The sequence below is a fragment of the Floridaenema flaviceps BLCC-F50 genome, assembly GCF_041929275.2.
Classification (GTDB): Bacteria; Cyanobacteriota; Cyanobacteriia; order Cyanobacteriales; family Aerosakkonemataceae; genus Floridanema; species Floridanema flaviceps.
In genome coordinates this window covers 1,699,929-1,714,092 of record NZ_JBHFNR020000001.1, presented here as the reverse complement: position 1 = coordinate 1,714,092, position 14,164 = coordinate 1,699,929, and the positions used below count along the sequence as shown (strand labels likewise).

General features: G+C 41.2%; 19 protein-coding genes. 15 read left to right on the top strand and 4 right to left on the bottom strand.

Features of this window, described 5'->3' with window-relative positions; all coding sequences use genetic code 11:
* Window position 1: 1 nt before the first annotated feature.
* From ACE1CI_RS08135 to ACE1CI_RS08105, 7 genes are all read left to right on the top strand, one after another.
* A complete protein-coding gene (locus ACE1CI_RS08135; protein WP_496615324.1) occupies window positions 2-829 on the top strand; it encodes a hypothetical protein in 828 nt (275 codons plus the stop codon).
* Window positions 830-956: 127 nt separating this feature from the next.
* A complete protein-coding gene (locus tag ACE1CI_RS08130) occupies window positions 957-1,313 on the top strand; it encodes a hypothetical protein (RefSeq protein ID WP_496615323.1) in 357 nt (118 codons plus the stop codon).
* A gap of 44 nt (window positions 1,314-1,357) precedes the next feature.
* Window positions 1,358-1,606, top strand: a complete 249-nt coding sequence (locus ACE1CI_RS08125) for a hypothetical protein (protein ID WP_496615322.1) — start codon at window positions 1,358-1,360, stop codon at window positions 1,604-1,606.
* Window positions 1,599-1,937, top strand: a complete 339-nt coding sequence (locus ACE1CI_RS08120) for a hypothetical protein (RefSeq protein WP_496615321.1) — start codon at window positions 1,599-1,601, stop codon at window positions 1,935-1,937. The genes ACE1CI_RS08125 and ACE1CI_RS08120 overlap by 8 nt, the downstream gene beginning before the upstream one ends.
* Complete coding sequence (locus tag ACE1CI_RS08115; protein WP_496615320.1) at window positions 1,934-2,608, top strand: hypothetical protein; 675 nt, start codon at window positions 1,934-1,936, stop codon at window positions 2,606-2,608. Before ACE1CI_RS08120 ends, ACE1CI_RS08115 begins: the two co-directional genes overlap by 4 nt.
* A gap of 1 nt (window position 2,609) precedes the next feature.
* Window positions 2,610-3,233, top strand: coding sequence for a hypothetical protein (locus tag ACE1CI_RS08110; protein WP_413263974.1), 624 nt, complete (start codon window positions 2,610-2,612; stop codon window positions 3,231-3,233).
* A gap of 28 nt (window positions 3,234-3,261) precedes the next feature.
* Complete coding sequence (locus ACE1CI_RS08105; RefSeq protein WP_413263973.1) at window positions 3,262-3,468, top strand: hypothetical protein; 207 nt, start codon at window positions 3,262-3,264, stop codon at window positions 3,466-3,468.
* 244 nt (window positions 3,469-3,712) lie between these two features.
* On the opposite strand, the gene ACE1CI_RS08100 is transcribed toward ACE1CI_RS08105, so the two are convergent.
* Complete coding sequence (locus tag ACE1CI_RS08100) at window positions 3,713-4,867, bottom strand: DUF58 domain-containing protein (RefSeq protein WP_413267447.1); 1,155 nt, start codon at window positions 4,865-4,867, stop codon at window positions 3,713-3,715.
* Window positions 4,868-5,312: 445 nt separating this feature from the next.
* Between ACE1CI_RS08100 and ACE1CI_RS08095 the strand changes: the two genes are divergently transcribed.
* Both ACE1CI_RS08095 and ACE1CI_RS08090 read left to right on the top strand, forming a co-directional pair.
* A complete protein-coding gene (locus tag ACE1CI_RS08095) occupies window positions 5,313-6,506 on the top strand; it encodes a type IV pilus twitching motility protein PilT (RefSeq protein ID WP_413267500.1) in 1,194 nt (397 codons plus the stop codon).
* Between the two features lie 210 nt (window positions 6,507-6,716).
* The gene (locus ACE1CI_RS08090) at window positions 6,717-7,292 is read left to right on the top strand and encodes a Uma2 family endonuclease (RefSeq protein ID WP_413267448.1); all 576 of its coding nucleotides are present in this window, start codon (window positions 6,717-6,719) and stop codon (window positions 7,290-7,292) included.
* A gap of 99 nt (window positions 7,293-7,391) precedes the next feature.
* Here ACE1CI_RS08090 and ACE1CI_RS08085 read toward each other — a convergent pair whose 3' ends face one another.
* Complete coding sequence (locus ACE1CI_RS08085; RefSeq protein WP_413267449.1) at window positions 7,392-8,360, bottom strand: ATP-binding protein; 969 nt, start codon at window positions 8,358-8,360, stop codon at window positions 7,392-7,394.
* 178 nt (window positions 8,361-8,538) lie between these two features.
* On the opposite strand from ACE1CI_RS08085, the gene ACE1CI_RS08080 reads away from it, so the two are divergent.
* From ACE1CI_RS08080 to ACE1CI_RS08065, 4 genes are all read left to right on the top strand, one after another.
* Window positions 8,539-8,967: a hypothetical protein gene (locus tag ACE1CI_RS08080; protein WP_496615319.1), complete on the top strand. Its 429-nt coding sequence runs from the start codon at window positions 8,539-8,541 to the stop codon at window positions 8,965-8,967.
* An 84-nt stretch (window positions 8,968-9,051) separates the two neighbouring features.
* Entirely contained in the window at window positions 9,052-9,306 is a 255-nt protein-coding gene (locus ACE1CI_RS08075) for a hypothetical protein (protein WP_413267451.1), read from the top strand.
* A gap of 123 nt (window positions 9,307-9,429) precedes the next feature.
* Window positions 9,430-9,681, top strand: a complete 252-nt coding sequence (locus ACE1CI_RS08070) for a hypothetical protein (protein WP_413267452.1) — start codon at window positions 9,430-9,432, stop codon at window positions 9,679-9,681.
* On the top strand, window positions 9,681-10,103 hold the full coding sequence (locus ACE1CI_RS08065; RefSeq protein WP_413267453.1) for a type II toxin-antitoxin system VapC family toxin: 423 nt from the start codon (window positions 9,681-9,683) through the stop codon (window positions 10,101-10,103). The genes ACE1CI_RS08070 and ACE1CI_RS08065 overlap by 1 nt, the downstream gene beginning before the upstream one ends.
* A gap of 45 nt (window positions 10,104-10,148) precedes the next feature.
* On the opposite strand, the gene ACE1CI_RS08060 is transcribed toward ACE1CI_RS08065, so the two are convergent.
* Together ACE1CI_RS08060 and typA are read right to left on the bottom strand one after the other, a co-directional pair.
* Complete coding sequence (locus ACE1CI_RS08060) at window positions 10,149-10,385, bottom strand: hypothetical protein (protein ID WP_413267454.1); 237 nt, start codon at window positions 10,383-10,385, stop codon at window positions 10,149-10,151.
* Between the two features lie 346 nt (window positions 10,386-10,731).
* Window positions 10,732-12,522 carry a translational GTPase TypA gene (gene typA, locus ACE1CI_RS08055; protein ID WP_413267455.1) on the bottom strand — a complete coding sequence of 597 codons (1,791 nt, stop codon included), beginning with the start codon at window positions 12,520-12,522 and terminating at the stop codon, window positions 10,732-10,734.
* A gap of 125 nt (window positions 12,523-12,647) precedes the next feature.
* Between typA and ACE1CI_RS08050 the strand changes: the two genes are divergently transcribed.
* Window positions 12,648-13,202 carry a bis(5'-nucleosyl)-tetraphosphatase gene (locus tag ACE1CI_RS08050; RefSeq protein ID WP_413267456.1) on the top strand — a complete coding sequence of 185 codons (555 nt, stop codon included), beginning with the start codon at window positions 12,648-12,650 and terminating at the stop codon, window positions 13,200-13,202.
* 53 nt (window positions 13,203-13,255) lie between these two features.
* A complete protein-coding gene (locus ACE1CI_RS08045) occupies window positions 13,256-14,146 on the top strand; it encodes a hypothetical protein (RefSeq protein ID WP_413267457.1) in 891 nt (296 codons plus the stop codon).
* Window positions 14,147-14,164 lie beyond the last annotated feature (18 nt).

The window sequence follows — 14,164 nt, the reverse complement described above, 5'->3', positions numbered from 1 at the left end:
TATGCCATTACCAGAGGGTTTTGATGATTGGCAACATTTGCAAACTCAATTAAAAAGATTGCACAATGCCAGAGTTAATAAATGGTTTAAATCCGAGGAAGGCAAAGAAGCAGAAATCGTCACCGGACCTGCTTCTTTAAAACTTGCTTGTACTATTAGTAGTCGCGATTCTGCAATTATTGCTCTTCTGAGGATGTGGCTTTTTGATATCAATATTGGAGCGGCGGCTAAATGGCAGCCCGCTTATTATGGGTATCCAATCCAAACTTTCCAGGAAAGAAATGAGGTAACTTATCACCCACAGGTACATTTATTTTTTTCTCAGGATAAAGCAGCTACCCCTGACGATTATCGACCTATGGAAGCAGAAATATCTTTTCGGTTAATGGATGAAACTTATAAAACAATGACCGAAATAAAAGCTGCTAAATTGGCTAGAGATGTCAAAGCAGCAATGGGGACGCGAGAAAATCCTTTTAAGTGGAATAAGGGTAAGACTAAATTCACTTATTTGGATAATGAGAATGGGTATGACTTGCGGATCTTAGCTCAGTCAGAAATAGAAGCTATCAATGTCTGTAAAAAGATCGTTGGCATCCGCGACCACGCTTTCAATGAGGAAAACTTTAAAGAACATATCCCCCATAAAGCTTCTATCAACGTGCCGAGCACTGAAACAGTTTATGGCGAGATGCGGCGTAAGCGACGGTGGCGACCGACTGGGACGGTTAAGTTCCGCTGGGTCTCCATGTCGCTCTATGGAGTAGACAAGGGCCTATTGCTTTATGACCCATTTAGTCGGATCAATGACTACCCGCTCGTTAGGTAATTCAATTGATATCTCGAATTTATTTTGAGTCTATCTCCGAAGCACGGAGAACTATAGTTTTCCTCCTAGCTTTGTAGTCAAGGTGCAGATGCTACGGTGATTTGAGTTGAATTTTTGAAAATTTGTTATGCCAAACCCGAAAGAACTATATAAGCTCAAGGTTGGAACTGACCAAGTTGCTTTATTGCGCCGACAAAAGGATAACATCCAAAACGTCATCTCAGATCTCGGATGGACGGAAGTAGCAGCGGATGCAGAGATCTCTGAGGCAATCGTGGCTGAAGGGGCAGCAGAAGCGATGGAGAGAGGTTGTTTTCCCATTGCTCTTACCTACCGCGTCAATGCCACAAAGAAACAGCGTACGATTATACTGTGTTCCCCAGAGAAAGCTGATACCGCGTTAGATTCTTTGATTGGAAAGACTTACGCTGGCAAAAAGATTGTTAAGGCGACACCAGTGCGCCGCGTGAAATACGAGTACTAATAGATAATTTTTATTAGTCCATTTAATTAGGAGAAAAAAAGAAAATGGAAAAATTTGCAATTGTTGCAGTTAACGAAAAAGGTGAGGCGGTTGAGTTTTTCAGTGGAGCAACCTTTGTCCCAGATCAAAAAGATCTTGCTGTCTATGATGATAAATCGAAGGCCAAATTTTATCTCGGTCGGGCATATCAGTCTTTTACAGACAAGGAACTTAAGTTAATTTCGATAAACGTGGAACTGTCTCTCAATGTTCCAGTAGCAACTGCTCCTGTACTTGTAGTAGAAAATGCTTGATATCTCTAGCGCTGGTTTTATCTTGCGAGAAACCATCACCGCTAATGGTGCGAGTAATGATGAGGATAACCCAGCGCTGGGAAGTTTTCAATTTACCCAGCCTTTACTTTTGATTAAGGCTCAATGCACTCACAAGAGGACATGGATTAGGTGTGGTTGGCTCAAGACCAAGCATTCTACTCAGGCTGGGGAAGCAACGGGCGAAATCAGGCAGTTATTTATTGGAGAGAAACTTTATCGCTTTGCTGATGTGGTTCCGTTCCAAGTTGAGTTTGTGGCTCACATTTGGATCGGAACTGCAACTATTGAATTGTGGGAGTACGCACCGTGATCCTCGAAGAACTGCTACATGACATTCAAAAAGTTGCACCGACTCCACCCGGTCCGATCGCATCTTTTGAAGTTACTGGCCTCACGGTTCAAGACATCGTAATTCTGGCTAGCTCCACTAGCGAGGGATACAGCGCTGGAGATTTTACCGTTCTGTCTCCTTCCTCGATAGGCGACGTGGTAGGCGAAAAAGACACTTTGACGCTGGGACAATATCAATACGTTTACGTCAATTCCAATAATTTCAAGCTAAGAATTGACCCTAATTTCTGGCTGACGAATTTAAACATTAAAATCTGGAAAGGTAAACCTGATATACCTTTTTCATCAGTAGGCGCTAATTCTGGAAATGTTACTTTACCTAAAAACACGCCCGTTCCTGCAACAACTACCACAGCAGTAACTACAGCCAAAAATATTGCTAATGCTAGAACCAATAGAACTAAACTTACTATCTACAACGACAGTAATGGAACGTTGCTAGTTAAATATGGTGGGACGGTTAAAAATGAAAGTGGTGGATGGGATGACAAAATCAAACCCTATACCATTTTTGAATTCCCCGGACCGGGAACACCTCCTGATACGTCAATTTCAGGAATATGGATTGCTCCTAGTAGCGGAACTTTAACCGGAAATTGTACAGTTTGTGAATGTGTAAGTAGTAACTAATATGCCTTATTCATCTTCAACAGATGTTGACTTAACTCCAATTGCTGCTCAACTTAATGTGTTAGAAACAAAAATCAGTCAAATTCCCACTACTAATTTATCAACAGTAAACACAAAACTTGATAATATTTTGAGTCAAATAAGTACTATTAAACAAAATAATGCCACAATTCAATATAGACAATTAACGCTAAACGCTTCTTTTCTACCGGGGGGAGTGTGGGCATCAGCACCTACGAATCTTACTGCTATTACTGATGGTGATGAATCAACCTCAACAAATTTATTTCAAACGGCAGATGGAGCTTGGGCTGAAGGGTGGGTAGATGTAATTCCTTCGGTGACGTTGCCCGCGCTCACCCAAATAAAAACCAAAATTTTGATAGCTAATTCAGCCTCTATGAGGAGTTATTCTGAGGTTTCAGTTTTTAATTCTGCGAGTAATTCTTTTATTCCCATTTGGGCAAACGAAGATCCGGTTTCTGCTAGTGGAAAAATTGTAAATATCGATATTATTATGCCTGTCTCTTATTCAAAAATCAGATATAGAATCATGGATACGACGCAATATTACCCTCGAATGAGCATCTATGATTTAAAAATCTTCGAGCTATTTGTGGCTTAATTTAACTATTGAGCGGGCGGCTGCAAATATGACTATGACAGATGATGGATCGGTTTTTGACTTTGAAACAGTAGCGGTGGAATGTACCTGCTTTAGTGGTTGCAATTTGTGTTGGTGGTCGGGAGTCAGGTACATTACTTGGCGCATTAATCGATCGGATGATGAAATATCTGATATTGACGATAAAACCATTCCTAGCGATCGAGTCAAGCCGACACTGCTAAGGGAAAGTTAGTCTAAGCGAAGGGTCCCAAAATGCGCGATCGCACTTTTCCCAGCCTTCACGTTGGGGATTCAGGATAGCAAGGGGATTGGGGACTGGGGGTTGGGGATTGGGGACTGGGGAAGGGGACAAGGGGACAAGGGGACAAGGGGACAAGGGGACAAGGGGATAAGGGGACAAGGGGATAAGGGGACAAGGAGACAAGGGGACAACTCAAAACTTAAAAAAAACTAAGAACTTCCCCAACCCCTAACCCCTACCCCCTGATCCCTGATTGTAGTTGAGTTTGCAATTGTTGTTCTGGTTGAATCAGGATGCCTGGGCGTTCCCTTACCATTATTTTTGGTGGGTTGGCGTTATTAGGCCATAATAGCCAGCGGCTACCAGAGGGAAGAGAGTTAAGACTTCCAGAATTGGGAGTTAACCAAACAATTGGTTGATCTGGTGGGGGGGTGTTGCCTGGGGTTTCGCTAAAGTTAACGGATGCTAGTGCTTCTAAAACTACGCGATGACCTTGGACTAAACCTGTGTTCGCTGTCCAAAGTTTAGCGCTTAGTTGAGTGCGGGTGGCGTAAAAATATAAGGAAGCAGCGGCAATTACTGCTTGTTCAAAGTTGTCGGCATCCCACAACGCTGCACTATCTAAACAAATAACTACTTCTTGACCGCCTGTAAATACTTCTAATTCTCGGACGCGCAACTCGCCGTAGCGGGCACTAGTGCGCCAGTGAACGAAGCGGAAAGGATCTCCCCAACGGTAGGGGCGAAGCGATCGCGTTAAGTCTTGATTTGCTAGTTGAGAACGGCGATCGCGACTAAAATATTGCGGGCTATCTTCTTGCCCAATTTCATCTATCAAAGGGCAGGTACTTAAAGGTAAAACCGTAGGATAAACTATGGCAGTTGTCGGAAGTTGACGCTCTCGCCGACACCAAAATAAACCTAAAGGTGTAGCAGTGCGTAATTGAATAGTATGCCAGCGATAAACTCCACGTTTTTGAGTCGGTTGGTAATAAATCCAACGATGAGTTTGCCCCGGCAAAATTGTTTCGATTACACCAGAGACAGGTTGACCGAGAATAAAAGGAATTAAATCTTTAATTTGCAGTAAAGTTTTTGGTTGAGAAGAGTGATTGTGTAATTCTATTTCTACAGTCAGTTCGTCGCCAGCACTAATGGGTTGAATGGGGAGTCGTTGGAGATGAATGCGATGAAGCGATCGCACAGGCAAAGTCGCCGCTATTCCCAATAAAGCAAAACTCACCCCACTAATTACATACAGCCATCCAGCCATAGTATTAATAGCTGCGGCTAGAAAACACAGGGAAAAACCCCCTAAAACCCAACCACTGTACGCAGGTACAACCCAACGACGCTCCAACCAATCAGCAAGACGATGCGCTATTCTCATATAGATTACCGTTTAATCAAGGAAACTTAGTCAAAGGAATGATTAGTAGAGTTAGCAATGATGGCGATCGAACATCCTCTCTTAAATTGACTTACAATTAATAGAATTTTTGTTTATTTGCTGCACCTGGTAGCAGCTACTTCACTTATTTTTCCCGATCGTCTTCGAGATTGCTAATAATACTTCTATCTTGATTCAAGCTGCTACATTTTCGTTAATTGATTCACAAAAGGAAGATAAAATGAACAGTTCAAACAGGTCTGGAATGGCTCAAATGGACAATGCCGGGGGATTTATCGCCGAAATAGCAGAAAATCAAACACCTGCGATCAACTCACCAACTCGGTTACAACAAGAAACTATTTCCCCAGAACTCCCACTCCATGAACATGAAGGGGAAGCGGAAATAGAAGAAGCAACTAGCTTGAAAACAGGTTTAAAAGAAATGCCTGTTCCGCCTCGGCGAGAAAAAAAAGCTGGGGAACATGAACCAAAACCTCGCCACGCTTCGGTGTTTCCTTCTATTGAACGCATGGTGAAACACGCCCACACTCAACAAGCATCGGATATTCATATTCGGGTGGGAGAAGTTCCGAGATATCGCATTCGCGGACAGATAGTACCTGTGGGAAATCACGATCGCATTACCCCAGAAATGTTTCGCCAGTACCTCAATGAAATCTTAGCGCCAGATCAGATGAAAAGATTCCAAGAGTCGAAGGAATTAGATACGGCGATCTATTATCCTGGTTTGGTACGCTGTCGGGTGAATTGCTTTGAGTCACTCTTAGGCGGCGCGATGGTGTTGCGGTTAATTCCTCTGGAAGTACCTTCTCTTGATAGTTTGGGATTACCGCCTGTACTGAAAACTCTGGTGAAACGTCCTCAAGGTCTAATTCTGGTGACAGGGCCTACAGGTTCCGGGAAATCAACGACTTTGGCGGCGATGATTCGCTACATGAACGAGACGCAGCAAAAGCATATTATCACGATCGAAGATCCGATCGAATTCGTTCACACTTCCAACAAGTCTTTAGTCAGTCAAAGGGAAGTTGGATTACATACTTATGAGTTCCACCACGCATTAAGGGCGGCTTTACGGGAAGACCCAGATGCGATATTAATTGGGGAAATGCGCGATCGCTTAACTGTAGATACAGCCATTAAAGCAGCCCAAACTGGTCACTTAGTATTCGGAACTCTCCACACTCGTAGCGCGTTAAATTCCATTAACCGTTTGTTGGGTATTTACAACCCAGATGAACAAGGCCCAATACGAATTCAATTGGCAGATTCCCTAGTAGCTGTAATTGCTCAAGCTTTGCTACAAACTACAGATGGTAGACGCACCGCAGCACACGAAATTTTGATTAACACCCCCGCTATGCAAGATTACCTAGCCAAAGGTAATGAGGAAGAAGCTTATCACTTGCTAGAAAATGGTATCGATGAAGGTATGCAAGTACTCAACCAAGCATTGTGTGACTTGCTGCTAATGGGTAAAATCAGCGGTGATGAAGCTTTGAAGATTTCTCCCGATGTGGGCGACTTGCGCCGCCGAGTCCGTAATGAAGGTGTCGATCCAGCACGCGCTTCTCGCGAGTACCAAGATCAACATAGTGGTTATAGTCCTATTTAGGAAAAGTTTGAGCCTCTATCCGTAGGGTGCGTTAACGCCAGTGTAACGCACCATCCCACCATTAGCATCACTGCGTAAGTCCTGATTATTTCTGAATTTAGTATGTGGATATTTGCGATAATGCTACGCATCGCGAGAGCGATCGCACAAAGTAAGCAATTACCAAAATAAAATAACAAATATAACCATTCCCTCATATAAAATCTCAATATGACTGCTCTCACCGTTAACTTCAATTCCATAATTAAACTGACAGACGAGCAATTTTTCCAACTCTGTCAAGATAACCGCGATTTAAGATTTGAACGCAATGCTAACGGAGAATTAATTATTATGCCACCGACGGGAGGAGAAACAGGAAACCGCAATGCTGGATTAACTGCACAAGTTTGGATTTGGAATGAACAAACTAAATTGGGTGTAGTTTTCGATTCTTCCACAGGGTTTAAATTACCAAATGGTGCAGATCGTTCTCCTGATGTAGCTTGGATACCTTTAGAACGTTGGGATGCTTTAACTGTTGAACAAAAAAGAAGATTTCTACCCCTTTGTCCTGATTTTGTAGTTGAATTACTTTCTCCTAGTGATAGTTTAACTGCAACTCAAGAAAAAATGCGCGAGTATTTAGAAAATGGGACTCGTTTGGGATGGTTGATTGTGCGAGATTCCCGAAAAGTAGAAATTTACCGACAAGGTAGAGAAGTTGAAGTTTTAGACTCTCCGGTTAGTTTGTCAGGAGAAGATGTTTTACCGGGATTTGTCTTAAATCTTGAAGCGATTTGGTAAATTTAGTAAGGTTTTTTAAACTGAGATCTTGCACCTGCGCTTTTAGCCCGCCCGGAAATCAATTTCCGGGTGGACTTTGGGACTGGTGTAAAATCTCATTTAAACAGTGCCTAAACTGATTTTGAACTGAGAATAACGATTTTTAACATACTGTTTCAACACCGGATTTAAAGTAAAAAACCTTGTCCGATCCTGTTCTTTCGTATCTAACAACAAACGCATTCCCAGTGATTGTATTGCATTTAATAATTCTGAATTCGGTAAATTTATATTTTTGATTAGATCTGCTAAAGTAACAGGTTCATCTTCGCTAGATAGCTGAATCATTACGGCAATTTCTGATGGTGTTAGACGCTGAAATTGTTGGTCTAATTGTGTTTGTAAAGATTCGCTTAAAATCAGTGTATCACATTGCAAAAAATCGGAGACTTTTCCGGCAAATAACTCTTTAATTAGGTCAGCAGTAAATTCTAACCAAAGGGGATTACCTTGATACTGCTCAATCAAAGTTTGCCAACAGTCTTCATCTAATAAGTCTTGTTCTCTGAGAATTTCTTTAGCTGCTTCTCCTAAACCTTCTAACAATAAGCAATGAATGGCATTATTTTCTTTTTTTAATTGCGCTACTTCTCTAGGTTTTTCCCAAGAATTTACTATCAAACAACTTTGATGATTAACTTGGGTAATTAATTGAAAAAATAAGTGATAATTTTCATAACCAGTTTGATATTGTCCGGCAAGTTGTTTGCTGCTAAAAAGGGTGTGTATATCATCAAGGATAATTAAACAACGATACTGACGTAGGTAGTTGAGAAGTTGGGAAAGTTGGGTTTCAATGTTTTGGGGTGTTTCTGGCGCGAATATTTGTAGTAGGTTGGTGAGGGTTGTTTCTAGGGTTGGGGAAAAGCGCAGACTGCGATAAATGATGTATTCAAAGTTGTGTTGGATTTGTTCTATTAGTTTTAGTGAAAGGGTGGTTTTGCCAATTCCACTGATTCCTAAAATTGCTATGAGGCGAGAGTGTTGTTGTAATATCCAATTTATGACATAAATGATATAATCTGACATTTCAAATTATTTACTAATCTCTGACATTATCTGACATTTTAAATATTACAAAAACTATGGTTTTAGCTATATTAATATTTGGGTGCTCAATGAAAATATTGTAAATTTCAATATTGTTCAACTACTATCAGGTTCCCAATTAACCATTTTATTAGCGCCAGGAAATTTAGGGGGGTTAATGTCAAAGTCTTATTTGAAAAATAAACCGATGGAAATTTTGCTATTTTTATCAACCTTTTGTATGTCGTTGAATATCAACTTGGGACAAGGAATTGAGCAAAAAGCAATTGCTTACGAACGACATGAATTTGTCTTTATATCCGGCTTAAGTAATTTTGCAAATATGTCTCAGCAGGAAGCAGATGCAACCTGTAAATATAACTTTCGAGATCTTCGAGAGCAAGGAATTTTTGATGAAAGAGTTGAAAAGATGACTTGGCATATCTGGGCGCACCTTAATAACCAAGAATGTGTGATGAACATTCGTACTCAACCCTCTAGCTCTCGCAGTAGTTATTGGACACCAAGCAATAACCGTAATAAGAGTTTTCGGATTCAGATTCCAATATTTCACGATAGGGATGTCGATAGTATCAGGGCTTTTTGATGAAAGAGTTAGAAGGAATAATGGACACTCCGATCTTCCCTAAAATGCGATCGCACACTCCCATCTTTTCCAAAAAAAACGATAATGCTACGCATTGCTGCGCGATCGCACTCTAATTTTCTACTTTTATGCGTTGGTGTAGCTTGCCAATATTGCATATCGCACAATTCCATCTTTCCCAGAAAGCGATCGCACTCTAATTTTCTGCTTTTATGCGTTGGCGTAGCCTGCCGTAGGCATATCGCAGACCTCCACCTTTTCTTAAATGCGATCGCACATCCGCATCTTTTCCCTCTAGGTGATAATGCTACGCATCGCTGCGCGATCGCAGGTTTTTAAATGCTCAACTTGACTGGTAAATCAGAGGATTAAACCCTTTTAACTTTATTCCTCCAGAATGTACAATTAAATTAGTAATAATTACATAGAAAAAATGGTTAAACTATTTAGGAGAAGATAACGATGACTCTAGCCATCAATAGAAAAGAAATAATTTTAGAAAAACTAGAAACTTTAACAGGAGAACAGCAAGATGCAGTTTTAGAATTTATTGAGTTTTTGCGATATAAAGCACAAAAGCAGGAGCAACAGCAGGTAGAAGATAAACAACCAATTTCTGCCTACGAAGCAGCGCAACAGTGGGCGGGATGTGTTGATAGTGGATTAGGCGATCTTTCTACTAATAAAGCTTATCTAGAGGGTTTTGGTAAATAATGAAGGCAAAGGTAATTTTAGATACTAGTCCCTTAGTAGCTTTTATTGATCGAGGGGATAATTTTCATAATTGGGCGATAAAAACTTGGAAAAATTTGGCAGTACCTTTATTAACCTGTGAAGCAGTAATTTCTGAATCGTGTTTTTTATTGCAGCGAATTCACGGCGGACAAGATGTAGTGATGTCAATGTTGGAAGCTGGAGTAATTAAAATACCACTTCGTCTCGACGATGAAATAGCAACTATTCGAGACTTAATGAAGAGATATCAGGATGTACCTATGTCTTTGGCAGATGCTTGTTTAGTAAGAATGAGCGAGTTAATTACTGGAAGTTGTGTATTAACATTAGATAGCGATTTTCTAGTTTATCGTAAGAATAAAAATCAGATTATAGATTTAATTATTCCCGATCAGTTATAAATTTAGAAGCGATAAAACCCGGATCAACTATAGGTGGTTTTCTTTCTATGTCCACCCAGATTTTTCAGTAATTTCTTGTTGTAAAATATCTTCTGACTTTGTACCTAAATCGATCGATCCAGCAAACAAACCGACTAAGGGATCGGAAGTTAATTCTGACACTTGTTGCCGATCGGATCTAACCCTTTGACGTACCAGCGCCGCCAAATCTTCTAATAGTTGCAATTGTTCATCAGCTGTGAGATTTTCAACTTGACTAAGTACATCCTGATAAACAGTCATAGACTTTAGTTTAGTAGTTTTTAACTTTTAGCATATTATATACGCATTTAGTCATCTGGCTGCATCCGTTTTGTTCTGATAAAGATAGCATTTTGAGCGAACTTGAAAAATTAGAAATTCACTGTAATACCAAATCCGGGTTAAATACCCCCTTTATTCTTTAGTCCTTGTCAAGCGGACTTTGTTTTGTGTTGACGCGATTTCAATCGCCATCAGATATAGGGGGTAACTAACTCGGATTTGGTATAAACCATATTCTCCACTTCCTTCATACAAAAAAAGCCCGCTTCAATAAGCGGGCTTTATGAATGATTCAATCAATTAGTGTTAGCTAATCACCTAAAATTTAGCGTTTCACCAATTTCTTACTCAATTTCCGCAAGCGAATTGATTTCGGTGTCACTTCTACCAATTCATCGGGGCCGATGTATTCCAAAGCACGCTCTAAACTCATGTCTACTGGTGCTTGCAATTGAACTAATTCGTCACCACTGGCGGCGCGGTGGTTGGTTAATTGCTTGGTTTTGCAGATGTTGAGTTCTAAGTCTTGGGGTCGGTTGTGTTCGCCCACAATCATGCCTTTGTAAACTTTCACACCAGGAGTGATAAAGAAAACTCCTCGGTCTTCGGCGTTTTTCATGGCGTAGAATGTGGCGGTACCTTCTTCAAAGGCAATGAGGACTCCGTTGCGGCGCAGTTCCACATCTCCGCTGAGGTTACGGTATTCAAAGAAACTGTGGTTCATGATGCCTTCGCCGCGAGTTAGGCGCATGAATTCACCTCGGAAACCAATTAAACCACGAGCGGGAATCACAAATTCTAGTTGGGTGCGTCCATTTGAGCCAACTTGCATATCCTGCATTTCGCCTTTGCGTTGTCCTAAGCGTTCGATGCAGCTACCGACGCTTTCTTCGGGAACGTCTAATACTAATGTCTCGAAAGGTTCGCAGGGTTGTCCACCAATTTCCCGATAAATAACTTGGGGTTGGGATACTTGGAATTCGTAACCTTCACGCCGCATGGTTTCGATTAAGATACCCAGGTGTAATTCACCACGTCCAGAGACTAAGAGTTTGTCGGGGGAGTCGGTTTCTTCGACGCGCAAGGCGACGTTGGTTTCTAATTCTCGCATTAAGCGATCGCGCAATTGCCGCGAAGTTACAAATTGTCCTTCTTGTCCAGCAAAAGGTGAATCGTTAACGGAAAATGTCATCTGTAAAGTAGGTTCGTCTACTTTAATTAGTGGTAATGCTTGGGGATTATCAGGAATAGTAATTGTTTCCCCAATATTGGCATCAGCAAAACCAGCGACAGCGACAATATTTCCCGCAGAAGCTTCTTCGATTTCGATGCGTTTTAAGCCTTCAAAACCTAGTAATTTAGTGATTTTGCCTTTCACAATTTCGCCATTTTCTTTGACCAAAGCTGCTTGTTGACCTGCTTTAATCACGCCGTTGTGAATCCGACCAATGACAATCCGACCTAAATATTCGGAATAATCTAAAGTGGTAACTTGCAGTTGTAATGGTTTGTTGATGTCGCCGACTGGTGGTGGTACGTGGCGCAAAATTGCCTCAAATAAAGGCTGCATATCTACGCCTTCGTCTTCTAGTTGTTCTTTGGCGTAACCGGATAAACCGGAGGCAAATAGATAGGGAAAGTCACATTGATCGTCGTCTGCACCTAATTCTAAGAAAAGGTCTAATACCTTATCAATTGCACCGTGAGGGTCTGCTTGGGGGCGATCGATCTTGTTTACAATAACAATGGGACGCAATCCCTTTTCTAAAGCTTTTTTTAACACAAATCTGGTTTGAGGCATCGGCCCTTCGTTGGCATCGACAATCAAAAGGCAACCATCCACCATGCCAAGTACCCGTTCGACTTCGCCACCAAAGTCAGCGTGTCCGGGTGTGTCAACGATGTTAACCAGAGTGTCTTTGAAATGAACTGCGGTATTTTTGGAGAGAATGGTAATTCCGCGTTCCCGTTCAATGGCATTGGAGTCCATCACGCAGTCAGGTACTTCTTCCCCTTCGCGGAAGATGCCGGATTGTCTGAGTAAAGCATCTACTAGGGTCGTTTTGCCGTGATCTACGTGGGCAATAATAGCTACGTTGCGAATGGGAAGAGTCATATTGATGAGCGTACAGGACTTTTGTGAGGTTTAATTAGGGGTTTTTGCGGTTCTCTAACAGAATTGTTTGTTAAATCACATTTCTGTAAAGAATCCTTAATAATTCTAGCTTACGGAGCAGCCTTTTGTGTCAGAGATTTGGTGGTGGGTTTGGGGTGGGTTTACGATCGCAAGCTTGGCTAAATCACAATGGTTATCATCCCTTAGCAATGAAAATGATGAATGCAGCTTGTTTAAATTACACTCAAATGAATGAACCACAAATTACCAAAGACGAATCCTTCGGGATTATTCCAATTTTGCGCCAAGGAGATAGCTATTCATTTTTATTAATTCAACATCAAGCAGGACATTGGGGATTTCCTAAAGGTCATGCTAATTCTGGCGAGTCACCTGTGCAAACTGCTTGTCGGGAATTGCGGGAAGAAACGGGAATTTCTGATTACACTTTGCTTGAGGAAGTTTCCTTTTCAGAAAGTTACACTTTTACTCGTAAAGGGGAAACTTTTGCTAAAACAGTAACTTACTTTTTGGCATTGGTGAAATCAGCAACAGTTGTGCATCAAATTGAAGAAATTCAAAACTATACTTGGGCTAATTACGAAACAGCGATTAATCTCATAAATTATGCACCAAGTAGGCAAATTCTGCAAGATGTGAATCAATATTTAAATAGTTAAATTTGTTGGCGATCGCACTTTGAACAATCCTGAATAACATTACTATACTATAAATGACGAGACTAATTTACGATCGCTTTGCCAAAGACTATCTCAAAGAATTGTTAACCCCTCTTGGCGAAGTAGAAACTAGCCGAGACGTAAGCGGCGAAGTACGAGAAATCGATGTATGGTTTACCCCTTACCCATCCGAACAAAGAGGCGATGCCACAGTGTTAGGATTGTTGGGAAAACTTGCCAGTACCCCATCCATTTTTGAACCTTTCCGCAATGCCGTTAGCCCTAACCAAATTCGCGGCTGTATGGGTAAACTATATGATATCCACGCCAATTTGCTGCGGCAGGGACAGCGGGAAAACAGCCGCCTTGAGGAAGCTGATTTACCTTGGTTGTGGATTCTTTCTCCAACTGTTTCAGCAAACATTTTAAATGGATGTAATGCGAAACAAGATGAAAATAACTGGCCCCAAGGCGTGTATTTTCTCGGAGAAATTCTGAAAACAGCAATTGTGGTAATTCACCAGTTACCGCGCACCCCTGAAACTCTATGGTTGAGAATGTTGGGCAAAGGAAATGTGCAAAAACAAGCTATTAATGAAATAGGCAAACTTCCACCCAATCATCCATTACGTTCAAATGCTCTTTTGTTATTGTCTAATTTGCAAGCAACTATCCAAGCGAATCAAAATATAGATCGAGAAGATCGGGAGTTAGTTATGGAATTATCACCATTACTTTTGCAATGGCGGGATGAAGCTTTACAGGAAGGAGTAAGGAGGGAAAGACGAGCTACCATAGAAAATTTGTTGCGCGTGAGATTTGGTAATTTGGATGAGGAATTATCGGGAATTATTGAGCCTTTGTTGGAGTTACCACCAGAGGAATTTGCTGTATTATTGCTGCAATTATCCCGTGAAGAATTGTTAGCTAGGTTTGGTATTTAATAGGTACGTAGTTAAGCT